Source organism: Pseudoalteromonas sp. A3, assembly GCF_025942345.1.
Classification (GTDB): Bacteria; Pseudomonadota; Gammaproteobacteria; order Enterobacterales; family Alteromonadaceae; genus Pseudoalteromonas; species Pseudoalteromonas atlantica.
Genome location: NZ_JAPCKL010000017.1, coordinates 22231 through 40940, shown reverse-complemented (window position 1 = coordinate 40940; position 18710 = coordinate 22231). Strand labels below are relative to the sequence as shown.

General features: G+C 40.5%; 16 protein-coding genes. 8 read left to right on the top strand and 8 right to left on the bottom strand.

The window, feature by feature from the left end:
- Positions 1-189: 189 nt before the first annotated feature.
- The 6 genes from mioC to rpmH all read right to left on the bottom strand — a co-directional run bounded on the left by mioC (position 190) and on the right by rpmH (position 5663).
- Positions 190-639: an FMN-binding protein MioC gene (gene mioC / locus OIZ54_RS19450; RefSeq protein ID WP_024032128.1), complete on the bottom strand. Its 450-nt coding sequence runs from the start codon at positions 637-639 to the stop codon at positions 190-192.
- A gap of 912 nt (positions 640-1551) precedes the next feature.
- The gene (mnmE, locus tag OIZ54_RS19445) at positions 1552-2916 is read right to left on the bottom strand and encodes a tRNA uridine-5-carboxymethylaminomethyl(34) synthesis GTPase MnmE (RefSeq protein WP_004588063.1); all 1365 of its coding nucleotides are present in this window, start codon (positions 2914-2916) and stop codon (positions 1552-1554) included.
- Positions 2917-3051: 135 nt separating this feature from the next.
- Entirely contained in the window at positions 3052-4686 is a 1635-nt protein-coding gene (gene yidC, locus OIZ54_RS19440) for a membrane protein insertase YidC (RefSeq protein WP_024032130.1), read from the bottom strand.
- An 8-nt stretch (positions 4687-4694) separates the two neighbouring features.
- Positions 4695-4970 carry a membrane protein insertion efficiency factor YidD gene (gene yidD, locus OIZ54_RS19435; protein WP_004588061.1) on the bottom strand — a complete coding sequence of 92 codons (276 nt, stop codon included), beginning with the start codon at positions 4968-4970 and terminating at the stop codon, positions 4695-4697.
- A 125-nt stretch (positions 4971-5095) separates the two neighbouring features.
- On the bottom strand, positions 5096-5521 hold the full coding sequence (rnpA, locus tag OIZ54_RS19430; protein ID WP_029772813.1) for a ribonuclease P protein component: 426 nt from the start codon (positions 5519-5521) through the stop codon (positions 5096-5098).
- 7 nt (positions 5522-5528) lie between these two features.
- The gene (gene rpmH / locus OIZ54_RS19425) at positions 5529-5663 is read right to left on the bottom strand and encodes a 50S ribosomal protein L34 (protein ID WP_004335215.1); all 135 of its coding nucleotides are present in this window, start codon (positions 5661-5663) and stop codon (positions 5529-5531) included.
- 616 nt (positions 5664-6279) lie between these two features.
- On the opposite strand from rpmH, the gene dnaA reads away from it, so the two are divergent.
- From dnaA to OIZ54_RS19385, 8 genes are all read left to right on the top strand, one after another.
- Positions 6280-7671 (top strand): chromosomal replication initiator protein DnaA, encoded by a 1392-nt coding sequence (gene dnaA, locus OIZ54_RS19420; protein WP_004588059.1) that lies wholly within the window; start codon positions 6280-6282, stop codon positions 7669-7671.
- A gap of 13 nt (positions 7672-7684) precedes the next feature.
- The gene (gene dnaN / locus OIZ54_RS19415) at positions 7685-8788 is read left to right on the top strand and encodes a DNA polymerase III subunit beta (RefSeq protein WP_029772814.1); all 1104 of its coding nucleotides are present in this window, start codon (positions 7685-7687) and stop codon (positions 8786-8788) included.
- A gap of 14 nt (positions 8789-8802) precedes the next feature.
- Positions 8803-9897 (top strand): DNA replication/repair protein RecF, encoded by a 1095-nt coding sequence (gene recF, locus OIZ54_RS19410; RefSeq protein ID WP_024032132.1) that lies wholly within the window; start codon positions 8803-8805, stop codon positions 9895-9897.
- A gap of 12 nt (positions 9898-9909) precedes the next feature.
- The gene (gyrB, locus tag OIZ54_RS19405) at positions 9910-12336 is read left to right on the top strand and encodes a DNA topoisomerase (ATP-hydrolyzing) subunit B (protein WP_264391092.1); all 2427 of its coding nucleotides are present in this window, start codon (positions 9910-9912) and stop codon (positions 12334-12336) included.
- Between the two features lie 140 nt (positions 12337-12476).
- Positions 12477-13379, top strand: coding sequence for a glycine--tRNA ligase subunit alpha (gene glyQ / locus OIZ54_RS19400; protein WP_004588055.1), 903 nt, complete (start codon positions 12477-12479; stop codon positions 13377-13379).
- A gap of 2 nt (positions 13380-13381) precedes the next feature.
- The gene (glyS, locus tag OIZ54_RS19395; RefSeq protein ID WP_004588054.1) at positions 13382-15451 is read left to right on the top strand and encodes a glycine--tRNA ligase subunit beta; all 2070 of its coding nucleotides are present in this window, start codon (positions 13382-13384) and stop codon (positions 15449-15451) included.
- A 72-nt stretch (positions 15452-15523) separates the two neighbouring features.
- Positions 15524-15973: a hypothetical protein gene (locus OIZ54_RS19390; protein ID WP_248452301.1), complete on the top strand. Its 450-nt coding sequence runs from the start codon at positions 15524-15526 to the stop codon at positions 15971-15973.
- 429 nt (positions 15974-16402) lie between these two features.
- Positions 16403-16927, top strand: coding sequence for an REP-associated tyrosine transposase (locus OIZ54_RS19385; protein ID WP_264391091.1), 525 nt, complete (start codon positions 16403-16405; stop codon positions 16925-16927).
- A 123-nt stretch (positions 16928-17050) separates the two neighbouring features.
- Here OIZ54_RS19385 and tusA read toward each other — a convergent pair whose 3' ends face one another.
- Positions 17051-17290 (bottom strand): sulfurtransferase TusA, encoded by a 240-nt coding sequence (gene tusA / locus OIZ54_RS19380; RefSeq protein ID WP_004588051.1) that lies wholly within the window; start codon positions 17288-17290, stop codon positions 17051-17053.
- A gap of 249 nt (positions 17291-17539) precedes the next feature.
- A complete protein-coding gene (fadA, locus tag OIZ54_RS19375) occupies positions 17540-18709 on the bottom strand; it encodes an acetyl-CoA C-acyltransferase FadA (protein WP_004588050.1) in 1170 nt (389 codons plus the stop codon).
- Position 18710 lies beyond the last annotated feature (1 nt).

The window sequence follows — 18710 nt, the reverse complement described above, 5'->3', positions numbered from 1 at the left end:
ATATGATCGGATCATCAGGCAAATAAGCTCTGATCAAAAAGGGGGTTTATACACAGCCCAATATCGATTGGATCTTATCCCATGGATAAGCATGCTTAAAAACGCAGTTTGATCAGCGGTTATCCACAAAAGCTATTAAATTATTAGTAAATTGTGGGTAACTTTGTTTATGCATTTTATTCGATCACATTACTTTAATTGTGTTTTCTCTATCCACGAGTCTAGCCACTCTAGGGCGGTATCTTCGGGTAATGCCTCATCAAGAATATTTAATTCAAGCCTTGGCGCTATGCATGTTGCGCCAAGGCTTGCCATTAAACTATTTATATTACGCCCAGCAAGGTTATAGGTGTCGTAGCTGGTATCGCCTAAGCCAATGACTGAATATTTAATTGCAGATAAGTCACTTTGCTGATTTAGCTGCTCAATAAATGGTAAAAGGTTGTCGGGGTAATCGCCCGCGCCATAGGTCGATGTGCATATAAGCCAGATTGTATTGTGTTGATCAATATCAGATAAATTAGGTTGATCATGTAGTTCAGCACTTATACCTTGGTTATTTAACTCATCACATAGTTGTTCTGCTACATATTCTGCAGATCCCATTTGACTACCAACGATTATATTTACAGAACTCATATTTAAACTGATCACACTTTACTTATTTGCCCGCTATGATAACTGAGTTAGGCTTGCAGTAAAGAAAACCTTTGTAATTTTGTATAACTATTTTTGAGTTGTTTTTACTCTTTGTTGTAATCGCTTATATAAGTTGTTGAATATAAATGAATTAACAAAAACTATTTAAATGTAATCTTCTGATCAAGTTGTTGATAAGGTTGGGGAAAGCTCTGCTTAACTAGTATGTTTTATAGATCTAGATATAGCTAAGTCATTGATTTTTTATTATAATTGAGGCCACCAGCCCACGTTTTTATATAGCTAAGCTGTTGTTGATCATAATGTGGATAGTAATCTTGTTGATAACTTAAAAGGGCGATCAAAAATAATTTTTAAAAACGATCCGATTAAGCAGATCTGCCCTAAAAAAGTGAAAATAAGTGTAATAAACCACGCTTTTTTATAGATCGTGACGGTTTAAGCTTATAAATGTGCCGCTATTTTTGTTTTATTAGCCATAAAGTAGGCGATTGTGGATAACCTTTTTTAATTAGTCTTATTATTTTTCAAGTTCAGCGAGGAGTTTTGCTGGTGGATCGATTAAAAACGAGGGCGTTGGCTTTGATAGTACCGGTTACTTTTGCTTATAAATTCATAAACTGTAGTTAAAACGATCTACTTAAGGATACTTTTTAGCGGCATATTGGTACTTTTTTAAGCTATGTAGAGCGCCAATTACGCGCTTAACGTGGTGTTTTTTATACTGTGAGAGATTAAACAGGGGAGTTGAATACGCTAAAATCAGGCGCGTTTTTATTTAATTTTAGCCCCATTCTAGCCCCATTTTAGCTTTTTAAATTTTTATACCGGGCATAAAAAAGGGCACTAATGTGCCCTAAAGTAAGTGTTATTTTATGCTGCTTTAGCGAGTTATTTACCAATACAGAACGAGCTAAATATTTTGCCTAGTAGGTCGTCTGAGGTAAATTCACCGGTTATTTCGTTTAAGTACTGCTGCGTTAAGCGTAGCTCTTCGGCTAATATTTCGCCGGCGACGTGCATTTCTAACTGCGTTTTACCAGTATCTAAGTGATAGGCCGCATGTTCAAGTGCATCTAAATGGCGGCGACGCGCCATAAATCCACCTTCTGTTGCGCCCTGAAAGCCAATACAGGCTTTTAAGTGGTCGCGCACAAGCTCAATACCTTGCGCATTTTTAGCGCTTAAACTAATTACTGGGTATTGTTGGTTTTCATCCATACCTACTGCGTCGCCCGATAAATCGGCTTTATTTCTGATAACGGTAACACCCATACCTTGCGGTAATTTTGCCATAAACTCAGGCCAAATTGCGTGTGGGTCGGTGTCGGTGGTGTCAGTGCCATCAAGCATAAACAACACGCGATCAGCTTGATTTATTTCATCCCACGCGCGCTCTATACCTATTTGTTCAACGCGGTCTGGGCTTTCACGTAGACCTGCGGTATCGATAATATGCAGTGGCATACCATCAATATGAATGTGCTCACGTAGTACGTCGCGAGTAGTACCGGCTATTTCGGTTACTATAGCGGCTTCGCGGCCTGCTAGGGCATTAAGTAGGCTTGATTTACCGGCATTAGGGCGCCCTGCGATAACAACGCGCATACCTTCGCGCATAATACTGCCTTGCTTAGCTTGGCTCGTTACTGTGTGTAATTGACTGATAATGGCATCTAAATCGCCCGATACTTTGCCATCGGATAAAAAATCAATTTCCTCATCAGGGAAGTCAATGGCTGCCTCTACATACATACGTAAATGAATAACTTTTTCTACTAGGGTTTCAATGTGTTTAGAAAACTCACCTTGTAGCGACTGTAGGGCGCTTTTAGCAGCTTGCTCTGAGGTTGCATTAATTAAATCGCTGATAGCCTCTGCTTGGGTTAAATCAAGCTTGTCGTTCATAAAAGCGCGCTCAGAAAACTCACCAGGCTTAGCTAAGCGAACGCCTTCTATTTGGCTAATTTCTTTTAATAGCATGTCGAGTACAACTGGGCCGCCGTGACCTTGCAGTTCAAGTACGTCTTCGCCGGTAAATGAATTTGGCCCTGCAAAATAAATAGCGATACCTTGGTCGAGTTGCTCGCCGCTTAAACTTTTAAAAGGAACGTAGTCGGCATAGCGAAGCTTAGGTACTTTGCCTATTATTTTTTCGGCCACGCTTTTAGCAAGGCTGCCAGAAACCCGAATTATACCTACGCCACCACGCCCAGGGGCGGTCGCTTGTGCTGCAATTGTGTCTTGATTGATCATGCTATTTATTTGCCAACGAGAGTAACTTTAATGGCGCTATTGTAACCTATGCATTTATTGGTAGCGAATAGCTGTGGTAAAAAATAGGCAATAAAAAAGGCGACCTAAGTCGCCTTTATATGAGTAGCCGTTAAGCTAGCCTCTTACTTTTATACCTTGCTTTTCCATGCCACGGTAGATGATAAGCATCTGGACAATAGAAATAAGGTTAGACACTAACCAGTAAAGTACTAAACCAGATGGGAACCATAAGAAGAATACAGAGAAGATAACCGGCATAAAGGTCATCATTTTTTGCTGCATAGGATCGGTAACCGTCATTGGTTGTAGTTTTTGCGTCACAAACATACTTGCACCAAATAATATTGGTAATACGTAGTATGGGTCTTTTGTAGAAAGGTCAGTTAGCCAAAGAATGAACTCTGCATGGCGCAGCTCTGTTGATTCTAAGAATACGTAAAATAGTGCTAAGAAAATTGGCATTTGTAGCAAAATAGGGAAACAGCCACCCATAGGGTTAACTTTTTCTTTTTTGTACATTTCCATAGTAGCTTGGCCGAACTTTTGACGGTCATCACCATATTTTTCTTTTAGGGCAGCCATTTTAGGCTGAAGGGCACGCATTTTAGCCATTGACGTGTATTGCGCTTTAGTCAGTGGGTACATTAACGATTTAACGATAATAGTGATGGCAATAATAGCGACACCCCAGTTACCTAAAATGCTGTGTAACCATTTAAGAAGTACAAATAAAGGCTGCGAAATAAACCATAACCAACCGTAATCTACAGTCAGGTCTAAATCTGGGTGAATCGCTTCAAGAATATCTGACTCTTTAGGACCCATGTAGTAAGTCGCATTAAGAGTTTGCTCGCTGCCGGCTTGTACATTTATAGGCGCTGCTTTTGTACCAATAATAGCGGCATTACTTTTAGTAATTAAGCTGTAAAGCGTGTGTGTTTCGTCTTGCTTAGGTACCCATGCACTTACAAAGTAATGCTGAATAAATGCAACGTAACCGCCTTGGGTGTTTTTATTTAGGTTTTTGTCAGCCATATCTGAAAAGCTGTATTTTTCGTACGACTCTTCATCAGTACCGTAAGCTGCACCTAAATAGTTTTGATCTACTAAGCTGCCTTTTTCTTGTACGGTACGCTTAATTTGCGTGTATAGCTGTACTTGCACTGGCGCACTTGTCGCATTATTTACTGTGTACTCTAGGCCTACATCGTATTGACCTTTTTTAAATACGTATGTTTTAGTGAAGCTAACGCCATTACTATCAACATAGGTAAGTGGTACACGTAGCTCATCACCGCTTAGCGTGTAGGCTTTTTGCGTTGCTTGGTAAGTAGGGCGACCATTCGCTGATGCGTCTGGGCCATTTAAACCAATTAAACCACTTTGTGAGAAGTATTGATTGCCATCAAACTCGCCTAGAAGCATAAATGGTGTTTCTTCACCTTTTACTTCTTCGTATTGGAGTAAGTCTGCTTCAACAATGTCACCGCCTTTGGTGTCTATTTTTACTTTGAAAACGTCAGTCGTAATGTCAATAACTGAACGCTTAGCAGCGGTAGCCGAAGCAGGTAAACCTGAATCTGACGATGACGGTATATAATCATCTGACTCTGGTGACGTTGTGTTTAGTGTTTGTGTAGTGGCACTAGGATCGGCTTTAGGTGTGTTGTAGTCATTATTCCATTCTTGAAATAATAAAAACGACACTAACATTAAACCGATTAATAAAAACGTGCGTTGCGATTCCATAACAGCTCTTATTTCTCGTGTTGGTGGTTAATACGGGTTAATTTTTCAGGAACGGGGTCTTCTCCGCCTGAATGTAAAGGATGGCATTTTAATATGCGTTTAAGTGCTAACCAACTCCCTTTTACAAATCCATGCAAATTAATTGCTTGAATAGCGTAATGAGAGCAGCTTGGATTAAAACGACAATGCGGGCCTAGTAGTGGGCTTATCCACATTTGATAACCGCGGATAAATAACACTAAACAACGCTTTGGAATAGCAACAAGTGGTTTAAGTAACCTCATGGTGTTTATACCCCTGCGTATATTTAGTGAATAGATACCATGTATTTAAAGGCTCAATTAGAGATTTTAAACGCATGATTAAAAGGTGAGCTAAAGATACCCTAATTAACCCTGCAATTCTATTGCTATCGGGTTTGTTTATTAGATTTAGCTGATTTGTTTGGGCGTTTTTTAAAAGGTGGTGGTTTAGGTGCACCAGGTTTGCAGCGTTCATTTATTTTACGCCACAGCTTTGTAAGTTGTTTGGTTATTTCTTCGTTAGACTGCTCATCAATACCACTTTTTACCATAAGCACAATATCGATATTATCGATGGTGTGTTGATTTAAACGAAAACTTTCGCGAGCGAGTCGTTTAATACGGTTACGTTGGCATGCCTTTTTTACACGTTTTTTAGCAACAGTGAGTCCTAACCTAGGTTTATCTTGGTCATTAGGTTTAGCTAAAAGAGTAAATAAAGGAGTTGCAGCCCGAGCGGGTTCGTTAAATATGCGAGAGTAATGCGAGGGAGTTAACAGACGTAACTCCCTGCCAAAGCTAAAGTCTTCCACTTATATATTAAGCAGAAAGAACTTTGCGGCCTTTAGCGCGGCGACGTGCTAATACTTTACGGCCATTTACAGTTGCCATGCGAGCACGGAAGCCGTGTGCACGTTTGCGTTTTAAAACGCTAGGTTGAAAAGTTCTTTTCATAACAATCTCATCCGATCGGTTAAAGTTAAAACATCCTATGCAGGTCGCGATCCTGGCACAGGTGCCATTGCGAGCGCGAGATATTATAGATTAAGCACTTTAAAGTCAATCATAATTGCGCTGTAAACACCGTGTTTATTACATTTTTTGTACGCTGGCTTGATATTTATGGATTAATTTTAAAGCAAAATGGTCTGCTTTTGCGCAAAAAGGCGAATTAATGGCCGAGACTGACTAAAAGAATGTGGATCGTAATAAAGTGGGGTGATCAACTAGGATCATCATAATTAAGAAGTTTTCCACAGCTGGTGTTTAAAAAGTGAATAAAAGCATGGGAAAACTCATTTAGATCGTAAAATTGGTTCGCGATCTCAGTGTGTTTTTGTTATGATCTGTTATCAGGCTTTAAAATAAAAGTCGCTATAAATCAGTCTGTTAAGATATTTATACACTGATATCAACAATTTTATAAAAATCAATCTTTTACTTGTGGATAAAGTGCCTTCATAATACCCGGTCTTGGGTCGGGTAGCTGGCCAATTTAACGCAATAAATGCATGATTTTTAATCATTATTGATGTGCGGGAATAAAAATTATACCTCTGGGAGTTTAACTGTGTATCTGTCGGTTTGGCAAAGTTGTTTATATGTATTGCAAGATGAGTTGCCTTCGCAACAATTCAGTATGTGGGTAAGACCACTACAAGCAGAAAGTACCGAAGATACCTTAACGATTTACGCACCTAATCGCTTTGTTCTTGATTGGGTAAGAGAAAAGTATTTAAACCGTATTAATGAGTTACTGGTAGAAATTTGTGGTGATGAAGCGCCCGAATTACGTTTTGATGTAGGTAGTAAACCACTACTAAATACTCAAGCGGCGGCGCCAAGTGTTGAAGCCCCTGCATCACCTAGTTCACAGGCACCTGCTAAACAGCAACCTGTAGAACAAAAAGCAGCAGTAGAGCCTGCACCTAAATCAGGCTATAAATCTAATATAAAAGATAACTATACCTTTGACAGCTTTGTTGAGGGTAAATCTAACCAGCTAGCAAAAGCGGCTGCAACACAGGTTGCAGATAACCCTGGCTCTGCCTTTAACCCGGTATTTATTTACGGTGGCACTGGCTTAGGTAAAACTCACTTATTACATGCAGTAGGTAATGGCATTATGGCTAACAAGCCCGATGCTAAAATTGTTTACATGCATTCTGAGCGTTTTGTGCAAGACATGGTAAAAGCACTACAAAATAACGCCATTGAAGAATTTAAACGTTATTACCGTAGTGTAGATGCGCTAATGATTGATGATATTCAATTTTTTGCTAATAAAGAGCGCTCACAAGAAGAATTTTTTCATACCTTTAATGCATTATTAGAAGGTAATCAGCAAATTATTTTAACCTCTGACCGCTACCCAAAAGAAATTGAGGGTGTAGAAGACAGGCTTAAATCACGATTTGGTTGGGGTTTAACAATTGCTATAGAGCCGCCAGAACTTGAAACGCGCGTTGCCATTTTGATGAAAAAAGCGCAGCAGAGTAAAATTAATTTACCGCACGAAGTCGCTTTTTTTATCGCTAAAAAATTACGCTCAAACGTACGTGAATTAGAAGGCGCGCTTAACCGTGTAATAGCTAATGCTAATTTTACCGGACGCCCAATTTCTATCGACTTTGTAAAAGAAGCGCTGCGCGATTTATTGGCACTACAAGATAAGCTTGTCACTATAGACAACATACAGCGCACTGTGGCTGAGTATTACAGAATACGTGTGTCAGATCTGTTATCTAAGCGCCGCAGCCGCTCTATCGCGAGGCCGCGTCAGGTAGCTATGGCATTATCAAAAGAATTAACTAATCACAGCTTACCTGAGATTGGTGACGCATTTGGTGGACGTGACCACACCACGGTATTACATGCGTGTAGAAAGGTTAAATCACTTCGTGATGAAAGCCACGAAATAAAAGAAGATTATCAAAATTTAATAAGAACGTTGTCATCTTAGGGCTGACTTTATTATGCAAATAACCATTTCAAGAGAACAATTTTTAAAGCCATTAGTGCAAGTATCGGGTGCGATTGAACGTAAACATACGTTACCTATATTATCTAATGTATTGTTAGTGGTAGAAAACGGGCAACTTTCAATGACAGGCACAGACCTTGAAATTGAACTAGTTGCAGGTGTTTTTGTTGGTGATGATATTGCCGATACAAAGTTAACACTACCTGCTAAAAAATTACTCGATATTTGTAAAAGCCTGCCTGATGGTTCTGAGCTTACATTGAGCTTACAAGAGCACCAACTGCTTTTAACCAGTGGTAAAAGCCGCTTTTCACTTACTACACTTGCCGCGGAAGACTTCCCTAATTTAGAGCAGTGGGATGGCGAGGTTGAGTTTCAGCTAACGCGTTTAGAGTTACGTAAGTTACTTGAAAGCACACATTTTTCAATGGCTAACCAAGACGTTCGTTATTACTTAAATGGCATGTCGTTTGAAGTAGATAATAGCGACATAAAAACAGTAGCCACCGATGGCCACCGTTTGGCAATAGCGCAAAAAGAATTAGGCCAATCGTTAAATACGCAGCGCCAATTAATAATACCGCGCAAAGGTGTGCAAGAAATTATGCGCCTTATGGTTGCCGACGAAGAATTAGTTACTATTCAATTTGGCGCTAACCATATTCGTATTATCGATGTGGAATTTACTTTTACAAGTAAGTTAGTGGATGGCCGCTTCCCTGATTATCGCCGCGTATTACCTCGTGGTGGAGATAAAGTAATTACCGCTAACCGTGAATGGTTACGTAATGCGTTTCAACGTGTGTCTATTTTATCTAACGAAAAATTTAGAGGTGTGCGTTTAAACCTTGCCAATGGCTTACTTAAAATTACGGCTAATAACCCTGAGCAAGAAGAGGCTGAGGAAATAGTAGAAGTAATGTATGAGGGTGATGAGCTAGAAATTGGCTTTAATGTATCGTATGTATTAGATGTACTAAATACATTAAAAACAGAAGATGTACTATTTACATTAGCAGATTCAAACAGCAGTGCACTTATTGAAGGTGCAGGCGATGAAGAAGCAATGTACGTGGTTATGCCTATGCGATTATAAGATACCCATTATAAATGAGTTTAAGTCACTTGAGCCTCAAGTATTTTCGTAATATTGAGGCACTGACGCTAGAACCAGTCAACGGCGTTAATATAATTTATGGTGAAAACGGCAGCGGAAAAACCAGCCTTTTAGAGGCTATTTATTACCTTTCTCACGGCAAATCTTTTCGAACACCTAAACATAAAAGTATTATTCAACATCAGCAAGATCAGTTTGTAATACATGGCCGCAAAGCGCTACACGACTTGTCTATTCCTATTGGGATTAGTAAAACCCAAAGTGGTGAAACTAATTTAAAAATACAAGGCAAAGCCAGTAGAAAAATCTCTGAACTTGCGCAGTTAATGCCTGTGCAAATTATTACACCCGAAAGCTATTCATTGTTCTTTGGTGGCCCAAAAGAGCGACGCAAGTTTTTAGATTTGGGTTTGTTCCACGTGGAACATGAGTTTTTTTATTTATGGCAATCGTTTAATAAAGTGCTAAAACAACGCAATGCATTATTAAAAAGTAAGCCAAAGAATTATTTTGACCAAATTAGGTTTTGGGACAAAGAATTTGTTAGACTGGCAGAACAAATAAATAAATTAAGAATGGCGTATATAAGTAGGTTTAAGCAGCAGTTTTTTGATAAAATGTGTGCAGAATTAACGCTTATACGCGATTTAGAAATCAACTTTAATGCAGGCTGGAAAGACAGTGAGTCTTTGAGTGATGCATTAGAGCAAAACTTTGAGCGAGACGCTCGCCAAGGTTTTACAAGTAAAGGCCCTCATAAGGCCGATTTTAGTTTTAGTGTCGCTGGCAACAGCGTAGAGAATACGTTTTCACGCGGTCAATTGAAGTTATTGCTTTATGCGTTAAAAGTAACGCAAAATAGTTTAATTGAGTCAGAGACAGATAAGCAATCTATATTGCTAATAGATGATCTACCTTCAGAGTTAGGCGAAGATACAAAAGAGAAAGTGGGACAATTATTGGCTCATTGCAGTTCTCAAATTTTTATTTCTTCAATTTTGTCTGAAAGTATTTCTGCTGTGGTGGAACCCATGCAACGAGAACTACAAATGTTCCACGTGAAACATGGCAACCTAATAACAAGATAAGTGGGATTAACCATGTCTGAGAATTATGATTCGTCGAGTATTAAAGTACTTAAAGGATTAGACGCAGTAAGAAAGCGTCCTGGAATGTATATAGGGGACACCGATGATGGCACAGGCTTACACCACATGGTGTTTGAGGTCGTTGATAACTCTATCGATGAAGCCTTAGCAGGTCATTGTGATGATATTTATGTAACGATTCACTTAGACGGTTCAGTCTCTGTAAGAGATAACGGTCGTGGTATCCCAACTTCTATCCATGAAGAAGAAGGTGTGTCTGCTGCCGAGGTTATCATGACGGTACTTCATGCCGGCGGTAAGTTTGATGATAACTCTTATAAAGTATCAGGTGGCTTACACGGTGTTGGTGTATCGGTAGTAAATGCATTATCAGAAAAACTAACTCTTACTATTCGTCGTGAAGGCAAATTGCACGAGCAAACTTACAGCATGGGCGTACCTAACGCTCCATTAACTGTTATTGGCGATGCTGACACTACGGGTACTGAACTGCGTTTTTGGCCAAGTGGCGAAACATTTACAAACCTTGATTTTCATTATGATATTTTAGCTAAGCGTTTACGCGAGCTATCGTTTTTGAACTCTGGTGTAAGCATCATCTTATCTGATGAACGCGAAGAAAATAAAACCGACCACTTTAAATATGATGGCGGTATTCAAGCGTTTGTTGAATATTTAAACCGCAATAAAACACCTGTACATAAAGGTGTATTCCACTTTACTCACGAGCGTGAAGAAGATGGTATTAGCGTTGAAGTTTCAATGCAGTGGAACGATGGCTTCCAAGAAAACATTTACTGTTTTACTAATAACATTCCACAACGTGATGGTGGTACTCACTTAGCCGGCTTTAGATCTGCGCTAACACGTACACTTAATAACTACATGGAAAAAGAAGGCTTTAACAAAAAAGCTAAAACAACCAGTAATGCAACGGGCGATGATGCGCGTGAAGGCTTAACAGCGGTTGTAAGTGTTAAAGTACCTGATCCTAAGTTCTCATCACAAACTAAAGACAAGCTAGTATCAAGCGAAGTTAAATCTGCGGTTGAGCAAGCAATGGCTGAAAAGTTTTCTGATTTCTTATTAGAAAACCCAATGGATGCCAAAATTGTTGTTGGTAAAATTATTGATGCAGCACGAGCACGTGAAGCGGCCCGTAAAGCCCGTGAAATGACTCGTCGTAAAGGCGCTATGGATTTAGCAGGTTTACCTGGTAAATTAGCAGACTGCCAAGAAAAAGACCCATCATTATCTGAACTATACATAGTGGAGGGTGACTCAGCTGGCGGTTCAGCCAAGCAGGGTCGTAATCGTAAAAACCAAGCAATTTTACCACTTAAAGGTAAAATCTTGAACGTAGAGAAAGCACGCTTTGATAAGATGCTTTCTTCACAAGAAGTAGCAACGCTAATAACAGCCCTAGGTTGTGGTATTGGCCGTGATGAATATGACCCAGAAAAACTACGTTACCACAGCATCATTATCATGACCGATGCGGACGTGGATGGTTCTCACATTCGTACATTGCTACTAACGTTCTTCTATCGCCAAATGCCAGAAATTGTTGAGCGTGGTTATATTTACATTGCACAACCGCCACTTTATAAAGTGAAAAAAGGTAAGCAAGAGCGTTACATTAAAGACGATCCTGCACTTGTTGAGTACCTAACATCACTTGCACTAAATAATGCAGCGCTTTACACAAGCGAAGATGCAAGTGCAATTGAAGGTGAAGCGCTTGAGCAAATAGTACAAGATTACCAAAACACAGTTAAAGTCATTGAGCGCTTAAAGCGTAAATACCCTAACACGGTAATGGAACGTTTGATTTACCAAAGCGAGTTAAAAGTAGAAGACTTATCTAACGAAGCTAAAGTAATTGAGTGGACGAAAGAGCTTGTTGATGACTTAGTTGAACGTGATGAAGATGCGACAATTTTCCATGCGGGTACTGAGCATGATGCAGAGCGCGACTTGTACTTCCCGGTTGTGAATATTCGTCAGCACGGTGTGGATAAAGCACACGTATTACATTACGACTTTATCGCCTCGCGCGACTACCAACGCATTGCTGTGACTGGCACGAAGATCGCAAACATCTTAAAAGAAGGCGCATATGTTCAACGTGGTGAGAAAACAAAACCTGTTGATAACTTTGTGGATGCTTTGGAATGGTTGATCGCAGAATCTAAGCGCGGGATCTATATTCAGCGCTATAAAGGATTAGGCGAAATGAACCCTAGCCAACTGTGGGAAACCACAATGGATCCTTCAGCTCGTCGTATGTTACAAGTAACAATTGAAGATGCTGTAGCGGCAGATCAATTGTTTGCAACATTAATGGGCGATCAAGTTGAGCCTCGTCGTGAGTTTATAGAAACCAATGCACTTCGCGTAGTTAACTTAGACGTGTAAAAAATTATACTTACATCTTAAAAGGAGCCTAATGGCTCCTTTTTTATTTTAACAACCGCACAAACTGCTTAAAACCTGCGTGTGCACAAGGTATACTGAGGGTAATTTTCACGCTACTTTCAGATAGTAAAAAGCCAAATATGCAAAAATATGACGTTAAAACCTTTCAAGGTTTGATCCTGGCTTTACAGGATTATTGGGCGCAGCAAGGCTGTGTCATTATTCAACCACTTGATATGGAAGTGGGCGCAGGGACATTTCACCCGCAAACATTCTTAAAATCTATTGGCCCTGAGCCAATGTCGAGCGCATACGTACAACCGTGTCGCCGTCCTACCGATGGCCGCTACGGCGAAAACCCAAACCGCTTACAGCATTACTACCAATTTCAGGTAGTTTTAAAGCCATCACCAGATAACATTCAAGAGCTTTACTTAGGCTCACTAGAAGCGATGGGAATTGATACCCTAACGCACGAAGTACGCTTTGTAGAAGATAACTGGGAATCGCCAACACTAGGCGCATGGGGCTTAGGTTGGGAGATTTGGCTAAACGGTATGGAAGTAACGCAGTTTACTTACTTTCAGCAAGTAGGGGGCTTAGAGTGCTCTCCTGTAACCGGTGAAATTACCTACGGCCTAGAGCGTTTAGCAATGTACATTCAAGGCGTAGACAGTATTTACGACCTAGTATGGGCAGACGGGCCATTAGGGCGTGTAACTTACGGCGATGTATTCCATCAAAATGAAGTAGAACAATCTACTTACAACTTTGAACACGCAAACGTAGATGACTTATTTGCACAGTTTGATAAGTGTGAAGCTGAGAGCCAAAAGCTAATTGAAGCAAATTTACCACTACCTGCTTACGAGCAAGTAATGAAAGCATCGCACGCGTTTAACTTACTCGATGCGCGCCATGCAATCTCAGTAACCGAACGTCAGCGTTATATTTTACGCGTTCGAGCGTTATCAAAAGCGTGTGCACAAAGTTATTACGATGCACGTGAAGCGCTTGGTTTCCCGCTGTGTAAGGATAAGTAAGCATGTCAGCACAAAATTTATTAGTAGAAATTGGCACCGAAGAGCTGCCACCAAAAGCACTGCGCAAATTAGCAGAAGCCTTTGCCGCAAACTTAACTGCAGAGCTTGAAACACTAGAGCTTGGGCATGAAGGCGTAAGCTGGTATGCATCGCCTCGTCGTTTAGGTTTACAAGTAAAAGCGCTTGAAGCAAAGCAGCAAGATAAAGAAGTAGAAAAGCGTGGCCCTGCAACTAAAGCAGCGTTCGATAGCGAAGGTAACCCAACTAAAGCAGCAATGGGTTGGGCACGTGGTTGTGGTATTGACGTAAGTGAAGCACAAACTCTTGAGACCGATAAAGGCGCTTGGCTTTTACATATTGCTAAAGTAGCAGGACAAGAAACCAAAACGCTGATGAGCGATGCCATTGCAAAGTCGTTAGCAAAGCTGCCAATACCTAAGCCAATGCGTTGGGGCGCGAATAAAACACAATTTATTCGCCCAGTTCATACCGTAACAATTTTATTTGGTGATGAACTTATTGAAGGCGAAATTTTAGGTAAGCAAGTAACTAATCAGTTACAAGGCCACCGTTTTCATCATCCAGAAAAAATCACCATTAACCATGCTGATGACGTGTTCGACGTATTAAAATCAGCCTACGTTATTGCTGATTACGAACAACGTAAAGCGCAAATCCGTGCACAAATAGAAGAAGCGGCAAGCGCAGTGAATGCGGTTGTTGCAATGGATGAAGACTTATTAGAAGAAGTTACTTCTCTAGTAGAGTGGCCAGTAACGTTAACGGCAACATTTGAAGAAGCATTTTTAGATGTACCTGCCGAAGCACTAATTTACACCATGAAGGACGATCAAAAATACTTCCCGCTATTAGATCAAAACGGCAAACTTTTAAATAAGTTTTTGTTTGTATCTAACATCGAAAGTAAAGATCCAAGTGTGGTTATATCTGGTAACGAAAAAGTAGTGCGCCCACGTTTAGCCGATGCGCAGTTCTTCTTTGAAACAGATAAAAAGAAAACCCTAGAAAGTCGCTTAGAGTCACTTGATACTGTTTTATTCCAAAAGCAATTAGGTACGCTTAAAGATAAATCTGTACGTATTAGCGAACTTGCCGGCTACATTGCAGAGCAACTAGGCGCCGACAAAGACCTTGCAAAACGTGCTGGCCTATTAAGTAAAACAGACTTAATGACCGAAATGGTAATGGAATTTACCGACGTGCAAGGTGTAATGGGTATGCACTATGCACGCTTTGATGGCGAAGCAGAAGATGTAGCTATTGCACAAAACGAGCAATACATGCCGCGTTTTGCGGGCGACAATTTACCTACAAACCTAATCAGCTGTGCAGTAGCAATTGCAGATAAGTTTGATACTCTGGTGGGTATTTTTGGTATAGGCCAAGCACCAAAAGGTGACAAAGACCCATTTGCACTTCGTCGTGCTGCCATTGGTGCACTGCGTATCATGGTAGAAAAAGAGCTACCGCTTGATATTTTAGACCTAGTAGCAAAAGCACAAACACTGTTTGGCGAAAAGCTTACTAACCTAAATGTATCAACCGACGTATTTGACTTTATGCTAGGGCGCTTCCGCGCATGGTATCAAGACGAAGGCATTGAAGTAGATGTTATTCAAGCAGTACTGGCACGTCGTCCTACTAAACCTACTGACTTTGACCGTCGTGTTAAAGCAGTAAGCCACTTCCGTACGTTAGACGCCGCAGAAGCGCTTGCAGCAGCGAATAAGCGTGTAGGTAACATACTAGCTAAAAATAACATTACCACCGAAGGTGATGTTGATGAGAGCCTATTAAGCGATGACGCTGAAAAAGTATTAGCATCACAAGTAGCAAAATTTGCAACTGAGCTTGCACCACTTTACGCCGATGGAAACTACCAAGAGGCATTAAGCCAATTGGCGGGTATTCGCCAAAGTGTTGATAACTTTTTTGACAACGTCATGGTTATGGCCGACGATGAAGCTGTAAAGCAAAATCGCCTCGCACTATTAAGCCAGTTAAGCCGCTTATTTTTAGATATTGCAGATATATCTGTACTACAAAAATAACACCGCTTAAGCCAATAAAAAGCCAGCGTATTGCTGGCTTTTTAGTTTTAACAGAACGAAGGAAACCCATTAATGATGCCAATGAAACGAATTTTAACGCTTGCCATTGCCGGCTTACTCACAGCGTGTACTAGCCAAGTGTCTATTAACGACGTACTGCCACAGCAAGAGCTGGATAAAACAATTTACCTAAGAGGCGATTTTACGCTTTGGGATGCAGAGCCTCAGTACCAGTTTATGCCAGTAGGCGGCGCGCTTTACCAAGCAGAAGTTAAATTTAGCACCCCAGGTAAAGTGTACGAATTTAAAATAGCCGATGCCGATTTTAGCGAAGGCTACAACTGCGGCTATAGCGACTCACAACCAGCAGGGCAAAAACTAACGCTCGGCCAACCCGTACTTGCAGACTGCAATACTATTTATAACTACTTCAGTTACTCGCCTGCAATAAAAGGTACATACATAGTAAGTATTGATTACAGTGACTACGATAAGCCGAAAGTGACGATTAATAAGAAATAGCTGTTAGTTGGGAGCTGTCAGCTTTTAGCTGCCCGAGTGGGTTTATAGATTTATGACAAGGATGTTGTAGGTAGAGTGAAACGAAACCCAACATGTGCGGCGAATAAAACTGTTCTGCTGGTTATCAAATACGTTGGGTTTCGTAAAACTCAACCCAACCTACATCAATAATAATTTTTATTGATTGCTATAAATATACAATCAAATTAATGAGCTTAGTTAGTCTAATTACAGTCGTAAACCAAAAGCGCGATAATGGATAAGTAGATTTTAAGTAGGTTGGGTAGAGTGAAACGAAACCCAACATATGCGGCGAATAGAACTGTGCTGGTGGTTATCAAATGCGTTGAGTTACGTAAACTTGTCTTGATTATAATTAACAAAACTAATCTATACTCTTATTTATCTGTTTATTTTATGGATAAAAATATGCGTTATAAACGTATGTTAGAGGCGGGCGCATGTTATTTTTTTACGGTAAATTTAGAAGATAGATCTCAGCCTTTGCTTGTGGAAAATATAGGGTTATTTCGCCGTGTATATTCAAAGGTGGCAAATAATCACCCAATAAAGACGATTGCAATTGTTATCATGCCCGATCATCTTCATGCTATTTTGCAATTACCTAAAGGTGATAGTAATTACGCAATGCGTTGGCGACTTATAAAATCAGGCTTTTCTCGAGAGCTGCCAGCAACAGAGTTTTGTAATAAAAGTCGAATAGCGAAAGGAGAGCGCGGGATTTGGCAGCGTCGCTATTGGGAACATAAAATTAGAGATGAAGAAGACTTAAATAATCATATTAATTATATTCACTACAACCCGGTGAAACATAACCATGTTATTAAAGTGAGTGATTGGCCATTTTCAAGCTTTCATCAATACGTTAAAAATTCAAAACTAAGCCAAGATTGGGAGTGCAATAATGATTCAACCACTTTGTATGATGAATAAAATTTCGGTGTTATAAAACAAGTTGGGTTTCGTAAAATTCAACCCAACCTACATCTGGTCTAAGTTCTTAACGATGCGTTAAATATTCAAAAATAACCCAACTTACTAAACCAACTTTCAAACTTACAAACCTTTCTTCACTACATACCTATACGGTGCTTCATCGGCGTCTGTGGCCACCAGCGTGTGATCCATAAATGTACAAAAACTTGGAATATCGCGAGTGGTTGATGGGTCATCAGCGGTAATTAATAACGTTTCACCGTCGTTCATCTTACGAATTGCAGCGCGTAACATCATTACAGGTTCTGGGCAGCGTAGGCCCATGGCGTCTAATTGGTGATCGGGATTATCAAAGCTCATAAAAAGTTACCTGTAAAAATAGTCGCGGCTTGGTTAGGTCGGGTAGTTTAGCGCAATTAATCTGTTTGGTTAACTGTTTTGCATATAACGGGTAAGCGTAATACAGTAAAAAATAATCTGGTTTAAATTTAATACACCCGATCACATTATTCATATCGGCTATAAGCTGGTGGCATAAAAAAAGGCGAGCTAACTTGCGCTAGTTCGCCTTTTTAATCACCAAGATGGTTTACATGTTTAAGTTAATACTTAGTCTTGAACACGTTCAAATACAGTCGCGATGCCTTGGCCTAAACCAATACACATAGTGGCTAGACCATATTTTGCATTTTTGTCTTCCATTAAGTGTATAAGCGAGGTGCTAATACGCGAACCTGAACAACCTAGTGGGTGACCAAGTGCGATTGCGCCGCCGTTTAAATTCACTTTTTCATCAACCACGTCTGCTAAACCTAAGTCTTTAAGTACAGGCAGTGATTGTGCTGCAAATGCTTCGTTAAGCTCTGCTACGTCAATGTCATCAATAGTAATACCAGCTTGTGCAAGTGCTTTTTTACTTGCTGGTACTGGGCCGTAACCCATGATTGATGGATCGCAACCGGCAACAGCCATTGCTTTAACGCGTGCACGAATTGGTAAGCCAAGCTCTTTTGCTTTTTCTTCGCTCATTACTAACATGGCTGATGCGCCATCAGAAAGTGCAGAAGATGTACCCGCAGTAACCGAGCCAGAGGCAGGGTTAAATACTGGGCGAAGCTGAGATAAACCTTCAACCGTTGTTTCAGGGCGAATTACTTCATCATCTTCAACTAAAATTAAAGAGCCATCAGCTGCGTGACCTTCCATTGCTAAAATTTCGCGGCGGAAACGGCCTTCAACTGTTGCAGCATGTGCACGTTGATGTGAGCGGTATGCAAATTCGTCTTGCTGCTGGCGGCTAATTCCGTGAATAGTAGCAAGGTATTCTGCAGTTAAACCCATAGAGCCAGATGCTTGTGCAATTGAAGTTGCTAAGCCTGGGTGAAAGTCGTTACCGTGAGTCATAGGTACGTGACCCATGTGCTCAACACCACCAATAAGGTAAGTGTCGCCAGCGCCTGTCATAATAGCGCGTGCTGCGTCATGCAATGCTTGCATTGACGAGCCACATAAACGGTTAACGGTTGTAGCTGGTACTGAATGTGGAATACCCGCAAGCAGTGATGCGTTACGTGCAACGTTAAAGCCTTGCTCTAATGTTTGCTGTACACAGCCCCAATAAATATCGTCAATTGATGCAGGGTCAACTGCTGGGTTGCGCTCTAATAACCCTTTCATAAGGTGAGCACTTAAATCTTCCGCACGCTTGTTTTTAAATACGCCGCCTTTTGAGCGACCCATTGGTGTGCGGATACAATCTACAATTACTGGATTATTCATG

What these genes read in the sequence shown, in the direction of transcription:
- OIZ54_RS19385 (WP_264391091.1), top strand. Translation starts at nt 16,403, where the DNA reads ATGCGTTATAAACGTATGTTAGAGGCGGGCGCATGTTATTTTTTTACG.
- mioC (WP_024032128.1), bottom strand. Translation starts at nt 639, where the DNA reads ATGAGTTCTGTAAATATAATCGTTGGTAGTCAAATGGGATCTGCAGAA.
- glyS (WP_004588054.1), top strand. Translation starts at nt 13,382, where the DNA reads ATGTCAGCACAAAATTTATTAGTAGAAATTGGCACCGAAGAGCTGCCA.
- mnmE (WP_004588063.1), bottom strand. Translation starts at nt 2,916, where the DNA reads ATGATCAATCAAGACACAATTGCAGCACAAGCGACCGCCCCTGGGCGT.
- yidD (WP_004588061.1), bottom strand. Translation starts at nt 4,970, where the DNA reads ATGAGGTTACTTAAACCACTTGTTGCTATTCCAAAGCGTTGTTTAGTG.
- gyrB (WP_264391092.1), top strand. Translation starts at nt 9,910, where the DNA reads ATGTCTGAGAATTATGATTCGTCGAGTATTAAAGTACTTAAAGGATTA.
- dnaN (WP_029772814.1), top strand. Translation starts at nt 7,685, where the DNA reads ATGCAAATAACCATTTCAAGAGAACAATTTTTAAAGCCATTAGTGCAA.
- recF (WP_024032132.1), top strand. Translation starts at nt 8,803, where the DNA reads ATGAGTTTAAGTCACTTGAGCCTCAAGTATTTTCGTAATATTGAGGCA.
- rpmH (WP_004335215.1), bottom strand. Translation starts at nt 5,663, where the DNA reads ATGAAAAGAACTTTTCAACCTAGCGTTTTAAAACGCAAACGTGCACAC.
- OIZ54_RS19390 (WP_248452301.1), top strand. Translation starts at nt 15,524, where the DNA reads ATGATGCCAATGAAACGAATTTTAACGCTTGCCATTGCCGGCTTACTC.
- tusA (WP_004588051.1), bottom strand. Translation starts at nt 17,290, where the DNA reads ATGAGCTTTGATAATCCCGATCACCAATTAGACGCCATGGGCCTACGC.
- yidC (WP_024032130.1), bottom strand. Translation starts at nt 4,686, where the DNA reads ATGGAATCGCAACGCACGTTTTTATTAATCGGTTTAATGTTAGTGTCG.
- fadA (WP_004588050.1), bottom strand. Translation starts at nt 18,709, where the DNA reads ATGAATAATCCAGTAATTGTAGATTGTATCCGCACACCAATGGGTCGC.
- glyQ (WP_004588055.1), top strand. Translation starts at nt 12,477, where the DNA reads ATGCAAAAATATGACGTTAAAACCTTTCAAGGTTTGATCCTGGCTTTA.